The following is a 19387-nucleotide window of genomic DNA, read 5'->3' on the forward strand; positions in this document are numbered from 1 at the left end:
GATGACTAAAACCAAAGTCGAACAATATTTAGAAGAAAAAGCGATTTTCTTTGAAATTATTGACTTAGTAGGTATCGAGGAAGCAGATTTTTTATCTGCGTTAGCAGCAAAAGGCTTATCTGCTGATCTTGTTTGTAAAAATCTAGTATTAAAAGGGGATAAAACAGGTATTATTATTGCCTTAATACCACTGGCTGCACGTCTTGATTATAAAAAAACACGAGAAGTAACAAAAAATCATAAAGTTGGACTACCTGATATGGATGTTGTTTTTGCGCACACAGGGTATGTACACGGTGCAAATACCCCAGTGGGAATCAAACTTCAACACCCAGAAGATCTTTTTGTATTTGATCATTCTCTGAAAAAACAACCCAAACTTTTGATTTCTAGTGGCGAATTAGGACGCGGTATCTTATTATCACGAACAGATCTAGAGGCAATTGTCCAACCAATCTATGCAGATCTGATCAAAGACTCGTAAACTTCAAGGATTCACAAAAATAGTTAATCATCGTTTTATGAAAAAAAGCTTTATTACCGAAGAAGCTACTTGGGAAACATTGGCTATTCGGAAACAGGAGGAATGACAAATAGCTTGTCATTCCTCCTTCTTTTTTACTATGAGAGTTTATCGGAATGAAATACCATTTATTTGAGAAAAAGCAGGAAGGGTTCTTAAGATTTGAATCGAGAAACTCTATTTTTTATCTGAAAAAATAAGAAGAGGTCTGCTTGGTGAATTCTGTATTATCTGTTACAATAAAAAAGAACATACTGTACTAAAATTTTTAAAAAAATAAGTGGGGAGAGCGATTTTTTTCATTGAAACAATGAGATTGAAATCGTTTTATTTCTTTTAGGTACACAAACCAAAAATCTGTGAGGAGTGAAGAAATGAAAATTACTTATCATGGTCATTCTTGTCTTTCAATTGAGATGGAAAACAAGCAACGCTTGTTGATTGATCCTTTTATTACTGGAAACAAATTAACGGATTTAACAGTCGATGAAGTCCAGACAGATTGGATTTTAGTAACTCACGGTCATAGTGACCATATTGGAGATATGATTCCAATTGCACAAAAGAACCAAGCAACAATTATTAGCATCGTTGAAATTGCCGACTATGCCCAAACAAAAGGTGTGAACGCATTTGGGATGAACCTTGGCGGTAAACATGCGTTTCCATTTGGTGAAGTAAAACTTGTTCCCGCACTGCATAGTTCAAGTTATGAGGTCAATGGAATCGTTCAATATATGGGAGAAGCCAGTGGGATCATTCTTCAAGCAGAAGGAAAAACGGTATACCATGCGGGAGATACAGCTGATTTTAGTGACTTAGCTTTACTGGCAGAACAATTTGCGATTGATGTTGCTTTCCTACCGATTGGCGATAACTACACGATGGGACCAGAAGATGCAGCGCGCGCAGCCAAACGAATTGGTGCGAAGCAAGTTGTACCGATCCATTACAATACTTTTCCGGTAATCGAGCAAGATCCACAAGCATTTCTTGACTTATTACCAGCAAATGTTGGAAAAATAATGAGCGTATCAGATACGCTGGAAGTGTAGGGGAAAAATGGCGACAAAACATGATTTGATTTTAGAATATATCGAAAGTTTACCAGTGGGCAATCGGATTTCTGTTCGGAGCATTGCAAAAGAACTGAATGTCAGTGAGGGGACAGCTTACCGAGCAATCAAAGATGCCGAAAACATTGGTTTAGTATCAACCATCCAACGTGTCGGAACGATTCGGATCGAGCGGAAATTAAAAAAACATATTGAACGTTTGACCTTCGGCGAAGTTGTCCGAATCATTGAAGGGGATGTATTAGGAGGCGCAGCAGGTCTAGACAAAGATCTCAATAAGTTTGTGATTGGTGCAATGACGAAGCATGCGATGGAACGCTATATCACTCCCGGTTCGCTAATGATTGTGGGGAATCGAACGGATGTCCAAAAGCTCGCATTAGAAGATGGTGCAGCAGTGTTGATTACTGGGGGATTTGAAACAACACCAGAGATTTCTCAATTGGCAGATGAGTTAGCAATGCCTATTTTGCGAACAACTTATGATACATTTACGGTTGCGACCATGATTAACCGTGCATTAAGCGACCAATTGATCAAAAAAGATATTATGCTAGTTAGTGATATTTATATGCCAGCAGAAAAAACGTATCATCTTTTGCCAACAGAAACCGTTGCTGATTTTCAACGACTGTCAGAAGAAACGCAGCATTCACGCTTTCCCGTTGTCAATCGCCACCAACGGTTGATGGGTATCGTGACAGCCAAGGACATTTTAGGAAAATCTGAAAATCAACTCATTGAACGTGTAATGACGAAAGAGCCAATTAGCGTCAAGAAAACGATGAGTGTTGCTTCAGTGAGCCATCAAATGATTTGGGATGGACTTGAAGTGATGCCTGTGGTTTCAGATGATTTGACGTTGGAAGGCGTAATTACGCGTCAAGATGTGATGAAAGCCATGCAGCTTGTTCAGCGACAACCACAAATTGCCGATACGATTTCTGATCAAATTTCGGGTGATATCCAAACGATTGAAACGGATCGTGAAGGAAGTCGTCTAGACAACCCTAAATTCAAATTTACAGTAACACCACAAATGGTTAACGGCGTAGGTACGATTTCGTTTGGGGTATTAAGTGAGATTATTTCAGATGTTGCCCAAAAAACGATGCTGTTGAACCAACGACGTAATATATTGATTGAACAAATGAACCTCCATTATTTACGTTTAATTCAATTAGAGAGTGAATTAGATATCCAACCACGTGTGCTAGAAATTGGGCGCCGTTCAGCAAAACTAGATATTGAAGTGTATATTGAAAATATTATTGTGGCAAAAGCAATTGTTGTTTGCCAAGTAATGGAACGTTCTTAGAAAGCAGGGAAGACATGAGAAACACAGCAGAACCAACGATTCAACAAGAAATTTTAACAGCGATTCGGGCGGCAGGACGAATCATCATTCACCGCCACCAACGCCCTGACCCAGATGCAATCGGTTCGCAGGTTGGCTTAGCAGAAATTCTACGAGAAAGCTTTCCAACAAAAGAAATTTATCAAGTAGGCGAAACTGTTGAGGGACTTCGCTTTTTAGCAGAAATGCAAACAATTGATGATGCACTGTATCAAGGCGCATTAGTTATTGTGACGGACACAGCGAATTCGCCACGAATCAGTGATGACCGTTATCCATTAGGCGATCAGTTGATCAAGATCGACCACCATCCAAATGATGAGCCTTACGGAGACCTTGTTTGGGTAGATACGAAGGCTAGCAGCTGTAGTGAAATGATTGCTTCATTTGCTTTGCTGTTTCCAGAAGAACTAACGATCAATGCAACTGCAGCACGTTTACTCTACGGTGGGATTGTAGGTGATACTGGAAGATTTTTATATCCAGCAACAACTCCACGAACATTAGAAATTGCAGCTGTCTTAATGAGCTATCCATTTGATGCGGGTCAATTAAATCGTGAATTAGAACAAATGCCAATGAAAGTTGCCAAACTTTCAGGGTATTTATACCAACATCTTGAGGTAGATCATAATGGTGCTGGTCGAGTGCTTTTGTCGAAGGAATTGTTGACTGACTACGGAATCGATGATTCTGAAACCGCAGCAATCGTTGCTTTGCCTGGTGTCGTGGATGAAGTATTGGCTTGGGGGATTTTTGTTCAACAACCGGAAGGGCATTACCGTGTTCGTTTGCGTTCAAAGGGGCCGGTAATCAATGAGCTAGCAAAGCGCCATCACGGGGGCGGACATCCATTAGCAAGTGGTGCAAATGCAAAAGATTTGCGTGAAGTAGAAGAAATTTATCAAGAAATCCAAGCTTTGTGTCGAGAGTACCAACAAAAGTAATCGAAAAAGACATTAAGTGAGTAAAGAAAAGCGACTTTTGGAAGAATAACAGTACATCAGTCACTTTCTTTACTCTTTTTTGTACAAAATTCACAAGCGCTCTTTTCAAAGCCCCTTTTTTTCGTTACAATGATGCTCAATAATAGATTTTAAAGGAGAAAGAAGATGACATTACCAAATTGCCCAACTTGTGGGTCTGAGTATACTTATGAAGACAGAGGATTATTTATTTGTCCAGAATGCGGTCATGAATGGAGCGCCGAACAAACAGAAAATATGGAAGAGGGACTTGTTGTGCTTGATGCAAACGGAAATCGTTTGGCAGAAGGTGACAATGTCACAGTCATCAAAGATTTAAAAGTCAAAGGTGCTTCTGGCGCAATTAAGCAAGGAACAAAAGTCAAAAATATTCGTTTAGTTGAAGGCGACCACAATATTGATTGCAAAGTTGATGGCTTTGGTCCAATGAAGTTGAAATCTGAGTTCGTTAAGAAAAACTAAAAGCTTCAAAGTCTCTTCACATTTTTTTCTCTCTTCTCATGGTAGAATAAAGAAAATGAAAAGGAGTGAGCTTAAATGTACGGGATCTATAATGTACTTGATCCAACGTTTATCTTAGTCATCATCGGGTTAGTCATTTCAGGAATTGCTTCGGCATATGTCAACAGTACATTCAAGAAATATGATAAAATCCGTAGCAAAAATAATGTGACAGGAACACAAGCTGCACAATACATTTTGAGCAGTCAAAACATCCAAAACGTTGGCGTCCAGCCAATCGCTGGGAATCTAACAGATAATTATAATTCTGGGAATAAAATGCTAAGCTTATCACAAGCAACAGCGCAATCAACTTCAGTTGCTGCAATTGGTGTGGCAGCCCATGAATGCGGTCACGCAGTCCAAGATGCTGTTGGCTATGCACCATTAAAAATTCGTGCAGCATTGGTTCCAGTAGCTAATTTTGGCTCTGCCATTTCGTTGCCATTGATTATGGTTGGCGTTTTGTTTAGTTGGAATTATACGTTAATCAATATCGGGATTTTTGCTTTTTCATTGGCGTTGTTATTCCAATTAGTGACCTTGCCAGTTGAATTCAATGCGTCCAGACGTGCGTTACAAATATTAAGTGAGGGTGGCTTATTGACCGAAGACGAAGTGCCAATGGCGCGTCACGTTTTGTTTGCGGCAGCATTGACTTATGTCGCTGCAGCGCTAGCAACCTTCTTACAATTACTCCGCTTGATTCTGTTGTTTGGCGGAAACAACCGTCGAGACTAAAGGCTAAATAGCAAAGTAATAGATAAGAATAAAAAAGAAGCACTGGCTTTTGTCAATTGATAAAAGCCGGTGCTTCTTTTTGGTTTTGTGCCGCAGGTAGCAACGTTTGCGTTGAATTGAGCTGTGTTTTTTTGTCATAGAGTGTTTGGATAAATAAAACAAGTTTTTGCCAGCTGATTTCTTCATTTGTTAGATCCCAGTAAAAAGAAGGAGTGGTTTTCTGTGCTGCTTCAAACCAATCAGTAACGATCAAGTCCGCTTTTTCTGGCGAAAAGGTGAGAAGAATCGTCTCGTGATTGAACAATTTTTCCAAACGATTTTTTAGATGATAATTGCCAGTTAAAGTCTTCGTCATTTTTAAATGGATCAAAAGTTGTGTATCTGTCTCAGAGCGAACTAATTGATAAATCAGCGAACTCAAGTAATGAATAACGTGAGCTGAACGTAACCTCGTTGGACAAAGAGCACTGATTTCTTTGAGAATCGACTGGAATTGGACATCATCTGTCGATAACGATTCTGTCACAACAGGGAAATAAAGCGTGTGAAATTCAATGATTGAGTCTCCTAATAATGAGACAAGTGTAAGCGCGAGGGTGATGAAATAGTGATAGTAGGCGAGCTTTTCAGTCGTCTCAATTGTCGGAAAATGTTTGGTTAATCGAATAGTTAATTTTTGTGCAAATTGACAAAATGGATGGTCTACTTGTCTGAAATATTTACCGATGAGCAATTTTTGCTGCACATGTATCCAGTTGGGGAAGAAACAAAAAATCATGAAATTGAACACGAGTAATTCGTTCTCAGCATGCTTTTCAGATAGTTCCATGGTCATGTTTTTAAACGAACCAGAAAAATCGTATGTGTGAAAGAGTCGTCTCAATAACTTTTGAATATCGCTTGTGGAGGCTTCTAAGAAAGAAAACTGCTTGATTCTAAGTTTAAACACTGCATAGAGCAAATAAATATTTTTTTGCTCCGTTTCAGAATGATTGGAAAGCTGGAACGCATCTGACAAAGTGATTTCCTGTTTTATTGCGGCTAAATCAATCGTCGCAAATGGCCATTCGGTTCCTTGAAAAGCATCAGAAAGAAATATGTATAAATAGATTCGAATCGATCGTTCATCCCCAGATAAAGTGTAACAATTATTTGAGGAAATAATTTGTAGATGGAATTTTTTTAAGTCCTTATTGATTCGAGTAGTTAATTTTTCTAAGTAAGAAGAAATATATAATTTTTGGCTCAACTCTTCTTTGGCAACTGAAGCATCAGGGCTGTCCATCAAAAGTAATAAGTAATTAAACCGTTGAGATTCGCGCAAAAAGACTAATTTCAAGCGATAAAATACTTCCATTTTTGTTTCTTCATAGTGTTCATTGACTTGAATCTCTCCTTTATAATTCGAGTAAATAAACGTATGAAATTCAAATAACTGACTAATTGCTTGATTAAGTTTTCGTATCAAATCTTTCACCGTGCGTTTGGGAATCACGAGTTTATTTGAAAGATCTTGTAAGGAACAAGTATCATTTTGGATAATTTCATAAAGAACGAGTAGTTCCTTTTTTTTTGCATCAACTAACATGAGAAACTCCTTTCCTCCTAAATATGTACAGGATAGGCCATAAAGTGTGAGTGGTAAGTATTTTTATACTATGTTATTCTCACAGGGTATTAGACCGTGATAATATAACTTGTTATTTTAAAGTTATTGTTTAGTTGTTTATTCTATTGTTTATGTCCAAGCGCGTTTTGTCAAGTTAGAAAAAAGTAATGAAATTTCTTTTAGACGTACGAAATATAACACTATAGTCAAGCATGAGATGAATGGTTTATTGGCTATGTTCTACCGAATCATCCTAGTCACAGGTCTATTACGTTAGATGACAGCTACTATTTTATTGGATGATTGATGTTATATTTATCATAAGAGATAGCGACTTTTTCTATATGCTTTCCCCCTACATAAAGTTACGCAGGATATTGACAAAGAATCGTTAGAGAAAAATATTACTGTGAAGAATAAAATCAAATGAAAAGGGTGAAAGAAATGGGTAGAGTAACCAATTTTAGTAAAGAATATTTGCTATTTAAAAGTATGGTCTATGCAGAAGAATTTGGTTTGCATTCGATTACTGCTAGAAAATTAGCCGCGTATTGTGGCTGTTCCACATATCCGATTTATGCACATTTTGATTCCATTGGTGTATTAAAAGAAACGATTATTGACGAGATCAAGAAAAGCTTTGAAAAATATTTAGATACATATCAGATGACTGACTTTTTTAGTATTGTCCACTTGTTGAAAGAATTTTTTGCAGTGAACGAAAGCGTTCGTGGAATCGTCTTCCAATCTGATTTAGACTTAGCTGCTTTATTCAAAACAAGCTTTAAAAACCATCTCCACGAGCATACTAGAGTTAGTGAGGTTTATTTAGTTGAGCTTTTATGGTTGAATATTTTAGGAAGTTTAAACTCTGACGAAAATTCTCGTGAGTTTTATGAAACAATGACAGCCATCTGGAGTAAGTTAGCCGAACTAGATGATGATTTACCAGAAGTCTTAACGGATATTCGTTTAGTTGCAGCTAAGTAACGGTGATTCATGAGTCGAGTGTAATAGTTCGTTTATTTTTTTGTCTATGCTATGATAGAAGTAGATAAAAAGGAGCTGAAGACTGATGAAAACATCAACAAAAGTAACAATTGGTTTAGGTATTATGGCAGCTGCCGGCGTAGCAACTACAGCAGTTGTGTCAGGTAAAGTGGTGGAAAAAATTCGTCATATGTCTAATCGTTGCAAAGTCAAAAAATTTGTTAATGATAAGTTTGATGGAAACGAAAAACTATTAGGTTTAGTCGACGACTTATCTGATAGTGATTTGGACTCTTTGATGGGTGTTTTAGAAAAAATCAAAAAAGGTCGTAAAAAAATCTCTGTTTATGGCGATACACTAAAAGATTCAACAGATGATTTACGCGAACGTTTGATGACGTTAGTTGACAAAATCATGTAATTTTTTGCGTTAAAAAAGTATAATGAAAAAGTGAGCGTTGGGCTGATTTGGTCAGTTACAACGCTCACTTTTTTAATTGTTTTTCTGTGCAGGACGCTTTTGAATGATTAGAAGATAACAAAAAAGGAGATCATTTGCTTGCTTTAAATTAAAGCCAGTTGCTTCCTGAAATTTTTCTATCCGATATTTCAACGTGTTACGGTGAAGAAAAAGATTTTTAGCAGCAGAACTGATATTTCCTAAATGATTCCAAAGTGCGAGGATGATTTCTTCCATATCCATTTCTTCAAGCAAACGCTGGTAAGTTTGGACAAGTAAGTTATCTTTGATTCCTTCTGTCGTAAAGTAATGAAGAGCAACATCTTGTAAGGAAAACACAGCTTGGCTATTTTGTGGTGAACGTTTTTCTGTAAGGAAAATTTTTCGTTCTTCAGCAAATAATGTTCCAAAATCTTGTGAGGGCTCATGAAAAGCGCCGACAAAAACATTTGTTGTAATCTCAAAGTCAATATCTAATGATTGAAAAATACCATTGAGTTCAGAGATAGGGAGAAAATTTTTTCCTTTAGGTTCAATCAGTAGCGCATCTTTCTGGCTATAAAAAAAGAAATCTGCAGGTTCATAAAACATAGCTAGTAATGTTTCTTGCCATTCTTGTTGTAAAAAATCATCTTTTGCTGACACATGCAATTGGATGATTCGATAGGAGCAATCTAGTGTGAGCGATTGTTGTTCAAATAAATAATGGTACCAAGGATGGTTCTTTGGATTAATTGCCATCGGAAATAACGCTTTCAAAAGACTGATTTCAGATGGAGACAACGATTTTTTTTCAAACCAAAGAAAGGAATCTCCGGTAGCTAAAGAAAGAATGGTTGGTGATGCGGAAGGAAATTCTTTTAATTGAGCATTTGGATATAGCTCTAATAATTGTGCTTGGTTCATTTACTTCACCTCATCGCTATTTTACCATAAAAAATGTTGACGAATGTGAGCAACTAGTTACAAGTTTTTTTTAATATGGTAAAGTTATGCTGAAGAAAAATAATGGAGAAAAAGTGAGGGAATTCGTTGAACGAAGAACAGTTATCACAACAAGAAAAAGAAAAATGGATGCGCCTCGCTCTTGAAGAAGCAAAAAAAGCGGAACAGTTAGCGGAGGTCCCAATCGGTGCAGTGGTGATTTTAGATAATCAAGTAATTGGTCGAGGGCATAATTTACGAGAAACAACACAAGATGCCACAACGCATGCAGAGATGCTTGCAATTAAAGAAGCCTGCGCAGCTGTGGGTAGTTGGCGTTTGGAAGAAGCACAGCTATTTGTAACACTGGAACCTTGCCCAATGTGTAGTGGTGCGATGATTTTATCACGTGTCAAAGAAGTTTATTTTGGTGCGTATGATTCGAAGGGCGGGACAGCTGGAACGTTGATGAATTTATTAACAGATGAACGCTTCAATCATCAAGCAGTAGTAGAAGGTGGTATTTTAGAAGAGGAATGTGGGGGGATTTTGTCAACATTCTTCCGTCAGTTGCGTGCGAAAAAAAAGAAATCAAAAAAAAGCTAGTCAGAATGGAAAAAATGCGGTATACTATTTCTTGCCGAAAGGCTAGGACAATGGTGGGCTTATGAAGCGTGTCAGATCCGGAAGGAAGCAGCACTAAGTAGGCTCCGCCATGTGTCTGAATAAAAATAGCTGATTGATGAACAGGGATGCGATGCCTGTTTTTTTTTGTCCAAAAAATAAGTGGAGCAACTAAATGCTAGGAATGAACGTGTGCCAACTGCTTCTTTTGAAGTTACAGGCACGCTTTTTTATTTTTTTATCAAAAAGACCAGCCTCCATAGAAAGAATGAGGCTGGCAAGGTTGGAGGTAAAGAATGAAAAATGAATGTTTTGGGAATGACTTAATAATAACTAGGTTAGCTTAAAGAAACCATAAACGATTTTTTTATTCCATTTTTCTGAAGTAAACTGAAGTAAATAGTACACAGGATTATTATTGGAAGGAAAAAATAGCTCTGTGGTATGATGGTCGAGAAGAGAGGCGAGAAGATGGAAAAAATAATGTTATTACACACGAATGATCTCCATTCACATCTGGAAAACTGGCCCAGAATCAGACGCTTTTTAGAGCAACGAAAACGTGAAAGTGAAAAGAAAGTACAGACAACGACTGTTACAGTAGACCTAGGAGATTTTGTTGACCGTTGGCATCCGTTATCGGAAGCAACAAATGGTCAAGCCAATGTCTTGCTGATGAATGAAATTGGTTACGATGCCGCAACGATTGGCAATAATGAAGGTGTTGGCAATTCAAAACAGGAGTTGAATCATCTATATGATGAAGCTAATTTTGATGTCTTATTAGCAAATTTATTTGACAAACAAACATTGCAACCGCCAGCATGGGCGAAGCCATACAAGATTATTGAAACGAAGCAGCAGACAAAAATCGGTCTCATGGCGTTCACGGCACCTTTTCCCTTAACATATAGCCCAAACGGCTGGGATATCCGAAATCCCTATGATATTTTACCGGAAATGGTGGAAGAATTACGTCCAAAAGTGGACGTTTTAGTGTTGATGAGTCATCTGGGTATTCAAGATGATAGCCAAATTGCAAGAGAGTTACCAGCAATAGATGTTATCTTAGGTTCCCATACACATCATCTCTTTCCTAATGGGGAAGTGGTCAACGGCGTTCAATTAGCCGCGGCTGGTCGTTATGGTCAGTATGTAGGAGAAGTCCAATTGACGTTAGATGAGAATAAAAAAATTGTGAAGCGTTCTGCACAAGCAATTCCAACCGAGTCATTGACAGTCTTTGCAGAAGATGCGCAAGAAATTGCTAGTTATTTAGCAGAGGGGCACGCACTTTTAAAAGCTAAAAAAGTCGCTGATCTACCATTTCCACTAACAATGGATGTTTTTGGTGAAGAACCCTTTATTCAACTAGCATTAGAAGCAATCAAGGAACGGGGCAAGACGAAGGCGGCAATTTTGAATAGTGGCTTGTTTTTGACGGATATCCCCGCTGGAATTGTCGACCAAGATGAGCTCCACACTGCGTTACCACATCCAATGCACTTATTAAATGTAACAGTGAAAGGATCAGATTTGATTCGATTAATTTTGGAAATAGAAAAAAATCGCAACTTTTTACGTAACTTTCCTATGAATGGGATGGGTTTTCGAGGAAAAATATTTGGACAAATCGTTTACAATGGTATTACCTATGATGAAGTAAATCATCAAGTGCTGTTTCAAAATCAACCAATCAATGAGGAAGAGTGCTATACGTTTACAACTGTTGATCATTTTATGTTTGTACCATTTTTCCCGACGATTGAGATTGCTGGTGAAAATGAATTTCTGTTTCCAGAATTTATTCGTAGTGTCGTGGGTGATTACTTGAAAGCTCACTACCCAATCAAATAAAAACAAGGTATAATGACTAGGAATAGGTGGTGAAAGTATGTCTGCAAAATCAAAAGAAAAGAAACAACAGCCGGTTGCAAGTAAAGAAATGAAAGAAACGAAAGAAACACCTGTAGCAACAGCTGAAAGTGAAGCAACAAATCTTGTCACAGATGAACTAACGAATGCTTTAGAAGAGATCGTTGAAGAAAAGCCTAAAGCAGAAAAAATCAAAGGGGAACTTGTGACACCTTTAGATGATAGTAATTTTTTAGTTGGTGATCGACAATTCCGTCTAGTAGCCAATCACCGTGAAGGGTTTGACGCACAAAAACTTGGCGAGCGATACAGTGATGTGTTATCTCGTTATGATTATATCGTTGGGGACTGGGGCTATGAACAGCTTCGCCTGAAAGGATTTTTCCGTGCAGACAATCGACGTGCCCATCCGGATCAACGGATTGATTCATTAGAGGATTATCTTTATGAATACTGCAATTTTGGTTGTGCTTATTTTGTTATCGAACGCATAGGTGGGGGAGACAAAAAGGAAAAGCCAACACAACGTCGCAAAAAGAAAAAAAATTACAATCAGACAGCGTACATTGATGAAAAGAAAGGCCCAGTATCTTCTAGTCATAAGAAACCTGTCATTAAAAAACGTAAAGAAGCACCAAAAAAAGCGACTGCTGCTAAAGAATCAGTCCAGCAGCCAGCAAATGAAAAAGCGAACTTTACGATAAGAAAAAGAAAAGAGTCGTGAGTATGAGTTATAAAGGATATTTGATTGATTTAGACGGGACGATTTATCGCGGAACAGAACCGATTCCAGCAGGAAAACGTTTTGTCGAAGAACTACAACAACGTGAGTTACCCTTTTTATTCGTTACGAATAATACAACGAAAACCCCTGCTACAGTTGCCAAACGGCTAGCAGATGAATTCGATATTCATGTCCCAGCAGAGACAGTCTATACGGCAAGCTTAGCAACGATTGATTTTATGCTAACGGATGGGAAGGGCAAGAAGGTTTTCGTTATCGGAGAATCAGGATTGATCGACTTAATTTTGGAAGCTGGATTTGAATGGGAAGAAGAAAACCCAGATTATGTTGTTGTCGGGTTAGATAATTATTTAACTTACGAAAAAGTGGTCGCAGCAACTCTTGCAATTCAAAAAGGGGCAACTTTTATTGGGACAAACCCAGACAAAAACATTCCTACAGAACGCGGACTGCTGCCAGGGGCAGGTTCAGTGGTTTCCTTCGTCGAAACAGCTACACAAACAACGCCGATTTATATTGGTAAGCCAGAAGCAATCATCATGGATAAAGCAGTAAAAATCTTGGGACTCAAAAAAGAGGAAGTAATCATGGTTGGTGATAACTATGAAACAGATATCCAAGCAGGCATCCAAAATGGAATTGATACATTGTTAGTTCTATCTGGATTTACCAAAGCAGAAGATGTACCTCATTTACCGGTTCCAGCTACGTTTATCAAAAATTCATTAGATGAGTGGCAGTTCTAAATGGGCAAGCGCAAAGGACAATGGCTTGAATTTTTGGGGTTGACTAGTTTATTTTTGACCTTGATCAGTTTAGCGATTGCCTTAACTATCAACTTTCGGCCACTTTATGTATTTGATATCGATTATTTGCATATTTTGCGGTACACGTCTCTTGATCAGCAAACATTGCTTCGAAATTTTGATGAATTGATGAAATATTTGAATAATCCATTTCAATCTGTACTGAGCTTGCCAGATTTTCCTGTTTCAGCCAGTGGTGCACATCATTTTCGTGAAGTTCGTGTTCTTTTTTTCATTGATTATGCTGTGTTATTAGCTACGTTGCTACCAAGTAGCTTGTTTGTTTACTCGTTATGGAAAAATAAACGTTTCTGGCGATTGATACGTCCGTTTCAATTTGGGATGCTTGCACCAGTAGTTATTGGATTTTTTATGCTAATCGGTTTTGATCGATTTTTTATTGTTTTTCACGAAACATTTTTCAATAATGATGACTGGTTGTTTGATCCGCGAACGGATCCAATTATCAATGTGTTACCAGAAGCTTTTTTTATGCATAGCTTTGTTCTCTTTTTTATTTTACTTGAACTCTTTTTCGCTTTTTTCCTGTTTCTTGGAAAACATGAGTTAAGAAAGAAAAGCTAACTACTTAGCAAGAAACACCTTTAAAGATAAACCAAATGTGGCTTATCTTTGAGGGTGCTTCTTTTGATTTTAGCGAAAAAAAGGAGGTATGACAAAAGTCTTGTCATACCACCCTTTTTGCGAATAAACGGTGTTCCCCAAGCAACTCCTCGAAATAACTCTCAACTGTCCAAAAATATGAAAAGCTATTTTTGTCAATTGGTTATTATTTTTTCGGAGCTGGCCGCTTGGAGCCACAACCTCATCTACGGTGTTCCCCAAGCAACTCCTTGAAATAACTCTCAACTGTCCAAAAATATGAAAATCTATTTTTGTCAATTGGTTATTATTTTTTTGGAGCTGTTCGCTTGGAGCCACAACCTTTAGTTATTGTGTTAAACGACTGCGCTTTTCAGGTTCAGCATGGGCCAAACGACTTGCTGCAGATGCGGCAATCGCGCCGACGATATCATCTAAAAATGTGTGGACATGGTCACCATCATGACGATTCAATTGTTTTAAAATTCCTGGTTTCACTTTGTCAATATAACCATAGTTGGTAAATCCAATCGTTCCGTAAACATTCACAATCGATAATGCAAGAATCTCATCAATTCCGTACAAGCCTTCATCGTCTTCGATAATGTGTTGCAAAGGCGCCATCAACTGTTTTTGTTCCGCTAAGATATCTAACTGGATGCCAGTGATGATCGCATTGTGGACTTCTCGTTTTGTTAGGACTGAATCAACGCTTTCCGCACAGTCTTCCAAGGTCAAGTCGGTGATATAATCTTTTTGCAAAAACATGACTAATTCTGCAATATCTTCAATTGTTATACCACGTTCGAGTAAAAGAGCCCGTGCTTTTTCTTCTAATGTTTCCTTTTTGATAACCATGGTATTCCTCCTTCAAATAATCTATATCTTCATGTTAGCTTAATCAAGAAAAAAAGCAAGAAGGATACCTTTGCATCTGAGGCTTACCCCAAGTGAATGATGGTTATCTTTCAGGACGAAGACGCTTATCATATAAACTGGTACTATGTCCTGGCTGTGCTCGCTCTCTAGGGTTGATGTAATGTAATGCATTGTTAACAGCAGTCGGAGCTTCACCAAATCCGGTAGCAATTAATTTTACTTTGCCTTCATAAGAACAAATATCACCCGCAGCGTAAATTCCAGGAATCGAGGTCGACATGTCGGAGTTTACCATGATTGCTTGACGAGAACTTTCCAACCCCCAAGAGGCAATTTGTCCTAAATTAGAAGTGAAACCATAATTGACAATCAAAGAATCAATGCTTAAGTCAATCGTTTCATCACTTTTTACCTTTTTTAAACGAAGGTCGGTTAATTGAGTTGTTTCACCAGCTAGGTCTTCAATTAAATAAGGTGTTAACAAATGAACGGACGAATTTTTTAATTGGGCAACGCTGTGTTCATGTCCACGAAATTCGCTTCGGCGATGGATTAGATAGACTTCGCTAGCAATTGGCTCAAGCATCAATGCCCAATCAATAGCGGAATCTCCGCCACCGGCAATTGCTACTTTTTTGCCAGCGTATTTCATTAAATCATTAACATAATAATCTAAACCGTTGTTCTCAAATTCATCGGCACCTTCGATGGCTAATTTTCTTGGTTGAAACGAACCGTTTCCTAATGCTAAAATTACTGCTTTTGAATAATGAATCCCCTTATTTGTAATGATTTCGATCACATCTTCTTCGCGTGTAATGGAAAGAACTTCTTCTTCTAAATGAAATGTATGATTAAAAGTCGTCAATTGTTTTTCAAGATTGCCGACCAATTCGTTTGCTTTAATTGCAGGATAGCCTGGGATATCATAAATATATTTTTCTGGATACAAAGTGGCTAACTGACCACCAAGTTGAGGCAAACTGTCAATAATCTTTGTTTTTGCTTGTCGCATTCCTGCATAAAATGCGGCAAACATGCCAACGGGTCCAGCACCGATAATGGTAATGTCATAAATGTCCATAAAAACTCCTCCTCCAGACACACTATAGCAGAATTCAACTGAGAATGCTTCTCAAATAAATAAATTTTACTTGGAGTTTAACCTTTCTTTTTAGTAATCTAATCTAGTTTTTTGAATAGACATTCGATATTATGTTATTATTTGGTAGTAAGAAAACATTAGGAGGAACCAAACATGGCATTTCCACAATTAGATTTAGCAAATGAAAAAGGCCCAAAAGCAACAATCAAAACAAATCGCGGAGACATCACAGTGCAATTGTTTCCTGAACTAGCACCTAAGACAGTTCAAAACTTTATTGAATTAGCTAAAAAAGGATACTATGATGGTGTCATTTTCCACCGTGTCATTCCTGATTTCATGATCCAAGGTGGCGACCCAACTGGAACAGGTATGGGAGGAGAAAGCATTTACGGTGAAAGTTTTGAAGATGAATTTAGTCGTGAATTATTTAACTTACGTGGTGCTTTATCAATGGCGAATGCTGGTCCAAATACCAATGGTAGCCAATTTTTTATCGTAAACAATGAAAATGTTCCTGCTAATATGCTTGGACAACTTGAAGGGGCTGGTTTCCCTGCAGAAGTTATCGAAGCTTATAAAGGCGGAGGAACACCTTGGCTAGATTTCCGTCACACCGTTTTCGGCCATGTTGTTGAGGGGATGACTGTTGTCGATGAGATTGCAAACGTACAACGTGGACCACAAGATCGACCAGTTCATGATGTAGTAATCGAAACAATTGAAATCTCAGAATAACTATCAGTAAATATGTTAGTCATGTAAAAGAGGTTGTAGTCCAAAGCGTTTAACTTCAAGCAATAAGAAAAAATTTTGGCTTATTGCCGAAGAAAATGCGTTGATAACACTGTTTATTCGTATGAAAGGGACTGAGACAAAAACGTTGTCTCAGTCCCTTTTTTTTTTTTTGATAGAAAGATTACTTTTCAAAAGATTGTTTGATTCGTTGTAATCCTTCTAATAAAGTTGTTTTTGGGCAAGCAATATTTAAACGCATATGACAATGTCCTGCTGGACCAAAAGAAATTCCTGGATTCAAGACAACTTTTCCTTTTTTAATCAAACAATCTTGCAATTCTTGGTCATTTGTTTCGTATGCGGAAAAATCTAACCACATTAAGTAAGTACCTTCAGGTTTCATGACACGAACAGCCGGCATTTCTTCTTGGAAAAAGGCACAAACAAGTGAAACATTTTCTTCTAAATAAGGAAGCAACTCGGAAAGCCAAGTTTCACCAGTTTCGTAAGCCGCCTGAGTACCAATTAAGCCAAACGTATTAATTTCTTGTTGCTGATTAGTAAGGAGACGTTGTTCAAAAGCTGCTTTAAGTTTTTGATCTTTGATAAAAACCATCGAATGTTTGATTGCAGCTAAATTAAATGTTTTTGTAGCAGATGTAAAAGCAATCATTTGTTTGTGTAGTTTTGGATTGATTGTCAACATTGATGTAAACTGATTGCCAAACAAGATAAGGTCATGGTGGATTTCATCACTGAATATAAAAACTTGATAGTTTAAACACAATTCTGCTAGCTGAGTTAATTCAGCTTTTGACCACACACGCCCCCCTGGATTATGGGGATTACATAAAATTAGGGCTTTGATGTTGTGTTGCTGTATTTTTTGCTCCATATCTGCAAAGTCCATTTCGAAATGATTGTTTTTTTCTATTAAAGGACTTCGAATCAACTTTCGCTGATTGTTTTCTACTATAGAAGAAAAGGGTGGATAAACAGGATCGTGAATCATGATTGAACCGCCTATTTCGGTAAAAGTTTGAATACCAACAGCTAAACTAGATAAAACACCACTTGAGAAGGCAATCTCTTCCTTTTTTAGATCAACTTGATGTTGATCTTTTTCCCATTGAATAATAGAGTTATATAATTCATTAGGGATCGTTGAATAACCAAACAAACCATTTTGCACGTAGCTGCTTAAAGCTTGAGTGACGCTTTTAGGAGAAAGAAAATCCATGTCTGCTACCCAAAGAGGTAATAAATCAGATGCGTGATATGTTTCAGTGACACCATCCCACTTTACGCTATGCGTATTTTTTCTCACTATTTGCTGATCGAATTCTACCATTTCAAAGCCTCCGATTTCACTTGTTTATTTTCAAAACTTCTTTTTTTAAATCATATACAGTATAATGAAAGATGCGAAGAGAGGGAAGTAAATGACTTATAAAATTGGACAAATAATTGAAGGAAAAGTAACTGGGATACAACCTTATGGTGCGTTTGTTTCTCTTGACGAAGAAACGCAAGGATTGATCCATGTTTCAGAAGTACAATCAGGTTATACAAAAAATATTCATACGTTGTTGACAATTGGGCAACCAATCAGAGTACAAATTATTGATATTGATGAGTACTCTCAAAAAATCAGTTTATCTCTAAGAACATTAGAGAACAATAGTCCAGTAGTTGCACACCGCAGAAAAAGGTACTTTACAAATAAAAATAGGAAAATTGGTTTTAAAACGATTGAAGAACAACTGCCTATTTGGATCAAAGAAGCATTGATTGAATTGGAGAAAAAAGAAAACAAGAAATAAAAAGTGTATTTTTTCTGAAAATATGCTAAAATTTTTTTGTAAGCCATAGAACAAGAACGAGTTGATCGAGGTGGAGATTTTGGCAAACAAAAGAGTCGCTGGTACAATTATGTTGCATTTGGAGGATGGATCAAAGAGGTTTCTGGTTCATTCAATTGATGATACGCTAGAATTTGCGTTAGCAGATCTTTCTGAAGGGAAGACTGGTCTAGCCAATATGCTTAATTTTTTAAAGGAAATCGTTCATATCGATGTGAGTCAAATCAACTTGATGGAGTTGACTAACACTCATATTGGACATGAAAATGTTCCCTTGTTTGTTTTTGAAACAGAGCAGAAGAATCAGGATGGTGAACTAGCAGAAGGCTATCTTTGGGAAGAATCAGGACAGATGCGAGCTGTTCTTGGGACTTACGAAGTAGAGGGTGTTCCTCTTTTCTAATTAGAAACTACAAAATAAAAAGAAGATTGAATTTTTTTCAATCTTCTTTTTTTGCCGTTTTGAACCAACAAACAAGCAAAATGTTCCGTTTTATAAGTTTTATGCACATATTTTGATGTTTAATCCAAGATTTGATAAGTAAAACACGAAAATTAGGAGAAAAACAAATAATAGCCAGTTTAAAAATGGTCAAAATTTCAGTTGACCAATCAAAAAAAGAATGATAAATTAGACAACGTTGAAGCGAAAGTAACATTCATGAAACTTTCGTAAATAACATGAAAAATAGTTGTTGACTTGTGAGTTGTCACATGATAAGATAACTAAGTCGTTTAAAAAGAACTACTCATGAAGCTTGATCTTATCAAGAAAAACTTCAAAAAAGTTCTTGACAAATAACAAACGATGCGATATGATAAATGAGTTGCTGAAAGATTTCTTAAACGAAATCGAAAAAAACTTTTTGAAAAAAGAGTTGACATTCAAATGTCACTCTGATATGATATAAAAGTTGCTACGGCAATTCAAGTAGACCTTTGAAAACTGAACAAAGTAAGACAAACCAAATGTGTAGGGCGTC

Annotated in this window: 21 protein-coding genes and 1 other RNA gene; 17 read left to right on the forward strand and 5 right to left on the reverse strand. The window is 37.3% G+C overall.

Going from position 1 to position 19387, the window contains the following annotated elements; genetic code table 11:
• Nucleotide 1: 1 nt before the first annotated feature.
• The 6 genes from JZO71_RS03880 (at nucleotide 2) to JZO71_RS03905 (ending at nucleotide 5184) form a co-directional block, all read left to right on the forward strand.
• The gene (locus tag JZO71_RS03880; protein ID WP_206898280.1) at nucleotides 2-484 is read left to right on the forward strand and encodes a YbaK/EbsC family protein; all 483 of its coding nucleotides are present in this window, start codon (nucleotides 2-4) and stop codon (nucleotides 482-484) included.
• Between the two features lie 413 nt (nucleotides 485-897).
• Nucleotides 898-1578, forward strand: coding sequence for a metal-dependent hydrolase (locus tag JZO71_RS03885; RefSeq protein ID WP_206898281.1), 681 nt, complete (start codon nucleotides 898-900; stop codon nucleotides 1576-1578).
• 7 nt (nucleotides 1579-1585) lie between these two features.
• On the forward strand, nucleotides 1586-2917 hold the full coding sequence (locus JZO71_RS03890; RefSeq protein ID WP_067482483.1) for a DRTGG domain-containing protein: 1332 nt from the start codon (nucleotides 1586-1588) through the stop codon (nucleotides 2915-2917).
• 14 nt (nucleotides 2918-2931) lie between these two features.
• Nucleotides 2932-3903: a DHH family phosphoesterase gene (locus tag JZO71_RS03895; protein ID WP_206898282.1), complete on the forward strand. Its 972-nt coding sequence runs from the start codon at nucleotides 2932-2934 to the stop codon at nucleotides 3901-3903.
• Nucleotides 3904-4068: 165 nt separating this feature from the next.
• Nucleotides 4069-4404 carry a zinc ribbon domain-containing protein YjdM gene (locus JZO71_RS03900; RefSeq protein WP_206898283.1) on the forward strand — a complete coding sequence of 112 codons (336 nt, stop codon included), beginning with the start codon at nucleotides 4069-4071 and terminating at the stop codon, nucleotides 4402-4404.
• A gap of 75 nt (nucleotides 4405-4479) precedes the next feature.
• The gene (locus JZO71_RS03905; RefSeq protein WP_206898284.1) at nucleotides 4480-5184 is read left to right on the forward strand and encodes a zinc metallopeptidase; all 705 of its coding nucleotides are present in this window, start codon (nucleotides 4480-4482) and stop codon (nucleotides 5182-5184) included.
• 52 nt (nucleotides 5185-5236) lie between these two features.
• Here JZO71_RS03905 and JZO71_RS03910 read toward each other — a convergent pair whose 3' ends face one another.
• Nucleotides 5237-6772 (reverse strand): helix-turn-helix domain-containing protein, encoded by a 1536-nt coding sequence (locus JZO71_RS03910; RefSeq protein ID WP_206898285.1) that lies wholly within the window; start codon nucleotides 6770-6772, stop codon nucleotides 5237-5239.
• A 465-nt stretch (nucleotides 6773-7237) separates the two neighbouring features.
• Between JZO71_RS03910 and JZO71_RS03915 the strand changes: the two genes are divergently transcribed.
• Both JZO71_RS03915 and JZO71_RS03920 read left to right on the forward strand, forming a co-directional pair.
• Nucleotides 7238-7783, forward strand: a complete 546-nt coding sequence (locus JZO71_RS03915; RefSeq protein WP_206898307.1) for a TetR/AcrR family transcriptional regulator — start codon at nucleotides 7238-7240, stop codon at nucleotides 7781-7783.
• A gap of 85 nt (nucleotides 7784-7868) precedes the next feature.
• The gene (locus tag JZO71_RS03920; protein WP_067482472.1) at nucleotides 7869-8204 is read left to right on the forward strand and encodes a hypothetical protein; all 336 of its coding nucleotides are present in this window, start codon (nucleotides 7869-7871) and stop codon (nucleotides 8202-8204) included.
• Between the two features lie 72 nt (nucleotides 8205-8276).
• Here JZO71_RS03920 and JZO71_RS03925 read toward each other — a convergent pair whose 3' ends face one another.
• Complete coding sequence (locus JZO71_RS03925; protein WP_206898286.1) at nucleotides 8277-9149, reverse strand: helix-turn-helix domain-containing protein; 873 nt, start codon at nucleotides 9147-9149, stop codon at nucleotides 8277-8279.
• Between the two features lie 126 nt (nucleotides 9150-9275).
• On the opposite strand from JZO71_RS03925, the gene tadA reads away from it, so the two are divergent.
• The 6 genes from tadA to JZO71_RS03955 all read left to right on the forward strand — a co-directional run bounded on the left by tadA (nucleotide 9276) and on the right by JZO71_RS03955 (nucleotide 13802).
• Nucleotides 9276-9773, forward strand: coding sequence for a tRNA adenosine(34) deaminase TadA (tadA, locus tag JZO71_RS03930; protein ID WP_206898287.1), 498 nt, complete (start codon nucleotides 9276-9278; stop codon nucleotides 9771-9773).
• Between the two features lie 40 nt (nucleotides 9774-9813).
• Nucleotides 9814-9898, forward strand: an RNA gene (ffs, locus tag JZO71_RS03935) — signal recognition particle sRNA small type.
• A 364-nt stretch (nucleotides 9899-10262) separates the two neighbouring features.
• A complete protein-coding gene (locus JZO71_RS03940; protein WP_206898288.1) occupies nucleotides 10263-11648 on the forward strand; it encodes a bifunctional metallophosphatase/5'-nucleotidase in 1386 nt (461 codons plus the stop codon).
• 37 nt (nucleotides 11649-11685) lie between these two features.
• Complete coding sequence (locus tag JZO71_RS03945) at nucleotides 11686-12390, forward strand: YutD family protein (RefSeq protein ID WP_206898289.1); 705 nt, start codon at nucleotides 11686-11688, stop codon at nucleotides 12388-12390.
• A gap of 2 nt (nucleotides 12391-12392) precedes the next feature.
• Nucleotides 12393-13157 (forward strand): TIGR01457 family HAD-type hydrolase, encoded by a 765-nt coding sequence (locus JZO71_RS03950; RefSeq protein ID WP_206898290.1) that lies wholly within the window; start codon nucleotides 12393-12395, stop codon nucleotides 13155-13157.
• Nucleotides 13158-13802 carry a TIGR01906 family membrane protein gene (locus JZO71_RS03955; protein WP_206898291.1) on the forward strand — a complete coding sequence of 215 codons (645 nt, stop codon included), beginning with the start codon at nucleotides 13158-13160 and terminating at the stop codon, nucleotides 13800-13802.
• Nucleotides 13803-14168: 366 nt separating this feature from the next.
• On the opposite strand, the gene JZO71_RS03960 is transcribed toward JZO71_RS03955, so the two are convergent.
• Nucleotides 14169-14678, reverse strand: coding sequence for a phosphatidylglycerophosphatase A family protein (locus JZO71_RS03960; RefSeq protein ID WP_206898292.1), 510 nt, complete (start codon nucleotides 14676-14678; stop codon nucleotides 14169-14171).
• Nucleotides 14679-14781: 103 nt separating this feature from the next.
• Nucleotides 14782-15783 carry an NAD(P)/FAD-dependent oxidoreductase gene (locus JZO71_RS03965; RefSeq protein ID WP_206898293.1) on the reverse strand — a complete coding sequence of 334 codons (1002 nt, stop codon included), beginning with the start codon at nucleotides 15781-15783 and terminating at the stop codon, nucleotides 14782-14784.
• Nucleotides 15784-15957: 174 nt separating this feature from the next.
• On the opposite strand from JZO71_RS03965, the gene JZO71_RS03970 reads away from it, so the two are divergent.
• On the forward strand, nucleotides 15958-16542 hold the full coding sequence (locus JZO71_RS03970) for a peptidylprolyl isomerase (protein ID WP_206898294.1): 585 nt from the start codon (nucleotides 15958-15960) through the stop codon (nucleotides 16540-16542).
• A gap of 181 nt (nucleotides 16543-16723) precedes the next feature.
• Here the strand turns inward: JZO71_RS03970 and JZO71_RS03975 are convergent, their stop codons facing one another.
• Nucleotides 16724-17893, reverse strand: a complete 1170-nt coding sequence (locus JZO71_RS03975; RefSeq protein WP_206898295.1) for a MalY/PatB family protein — start codon at nucleotides 17891-17893, stop codon at nucleotides 16724-16726.
• Between the two features lie 91 nt (nucleotides 17894-17984).
• Between JZO71_RS03975 and JZO71_RS03980 the strand changes: the two genes are divergently transcribed.
• Together JZO71_RS03980 and JZO71_RS03985 are read left to right on the forward strand one after the other, a co-directional pair.
• On the forward strand, nucleotides 17985-18365 hold the full coding sequence (locus JZO71_RS03980; protein WP_206898296.1) for a CvfD/Ygs/GSP13 family RNA-binding post-transcriptional regulator: 381 nt from the start codon (nucleotides 17985-17987) through the stop codon (nucleotides 18363-18365).
• 79 nt (nucleotides 18366-18444) lie between these two features.
• Complete coding sequence (locus JZO71_RS03985) at nucleotides 18445-18807, forward strand: hypothetical protein (RefSeq protein ID WP_067482451.1); 363 nt, start codon at nucleotides 18445-18447, stop codon at nucleotides 18805-18807.
• Nucleotides 18808-19387: the final 580 nt, after the last annotated feature.

The organism is Candidatus Enterococcus courvalinii (assembly GCF_017315945.1).
Taxonomy (GTDB): Bacteria; Bacillota; Bacilli; order Lactobacillales; family Enterococcaceae; genus Enterococcus_B; species Enterococcus_B courvalinii.

Bases quoted from the DNA above. Each gene is read 5' to 3' on its own strand.
- JZO71_RS03880 (WP_206898280.1), top strand. From the start codon at position 2: ATGACTAAAACCAAAGTCGAACAATATTTAGAAGAAAAAGCGATTTTC.
- JZO71_RS03885 (WP_206898281.1), top strand. From the start codon at position 898: ATGAAAATTACTTATCATGGTCATTCTTGTCTTTCAATTGAGATGGAA.
- JZO71_RS03890 (WP_067482483.1), top strand. From the start codon at position 1,586: ATGGCGACAAAACATGATTTGATTTTAGAATATATCGAAAGTTTACCA.
- JZO71_RS03895 (WP_206898282.1), top strand. From the start codon at position 2,932: ATGAGAAACACAGCAGAACCAACGATTCAACAAGAAATTTTAACAGCG.
- JZO71_RS03900 (WP_206898283.1), top strand. From the start codon at position 4,069: ATGACATTACCAAATTGCCCAACTTGTGGGTCTGAGTATACTTATGAA.
- JZO71_RS03905 (WP_206898284.1), top strand. From the start codon at position 4,480: ATGTACGGGATCTATAATGTACTTGATCCAACGTTTATCTTAGTCATC.
- JZO71_RS03910 (WP_206898285.1), bottom strand. From the start codon at position 6,772: ATGTTAGTTGATGCAAAAAAAAAGGAACTACTCGTTCTTTATGAAATT.
- JZO71_RS03915 (WP_206898307.1), top strand. From the start codon at position 7,238: ATGGGTAGAGTAACCAATTTTAGTAAAGAATATTTGCTATTTAAAAGT.
- JZO71_RS03920 (WP_067482472.1), top strand. From the start codon at position 7,869: ATGAAAACATCAACAAAAGTAACAATTGGTTTAGGTATTATGGCAGCT.
- JZO71_RS03925 (WP_206898286.1), bottom strand. From the start codon at position 9,149: ATGAACCAAGCACAATTATTAGAGCTATATCCAAATGCTCAATTAAAA.
- JZO71_RS03940 (WP_206898288.1), top strand. From the start codon at position 10,263: ATGGAAAAAATAATGTTATTACACACGAATGATCTCCATTCACATCTG.
- JZO71_RS03945 (WP_206898289.1), top strand. From the start codon at position 11,686: ATGTCTGCAAAATCAAAAGAAAAGAAACAACAGCCGGTTGCAAGTAAA.
- JZO71_RS03950 (WP_206898290.1), top strand. From the start codon at position 12,393: ATGAGTTATAAAGGATATTTGATTGATTTAGACGGGACGATTTATCGC.
- JZO71_RS03955 (WP_206898291.1), top strand. From the start codon at position 13,158: ATGGGCAAGCGCAAAGGACAATGGCTTGAATTTTTGGGGTTGACTAGT.
- JZO71_RS03960 (WP_206898292.1), bottom strand. From the start codon at position 14,678: ATGGTTATCAAAAAGGAAACATTAGAAGAAAAAGCACGGGCTCTTTTA.
- JZO71_RS03965 (WP_206898293.1), bottom strand. From the start codon at position 15,783: ATGGACATTTATGACATTACCATTATCGGTGCTGGACCCGTTGGCATG.
- JZO71_RS03970 (WP_206898294.1), top strand. From the start codon at position 15,958: ATGGCATTTCCACAATTAGATTTAGCAAATGAAAAAGGCCCAAAAGCA.
- JZO71_RS03975 (WP_206898295.1), bottom strand. From the start codon at position 17,893: ATGGTAGAATTCGATCAGCAAATAGTGAGAAAAAATACGCATAGCGTA.
- JZO71_RS03980 (WP_206898296.1), top strand. From the start codon at position 17,985: ATGACTTATAAAATTGGACAAATAATTGAAGGAAAAGTAACTGGGATA.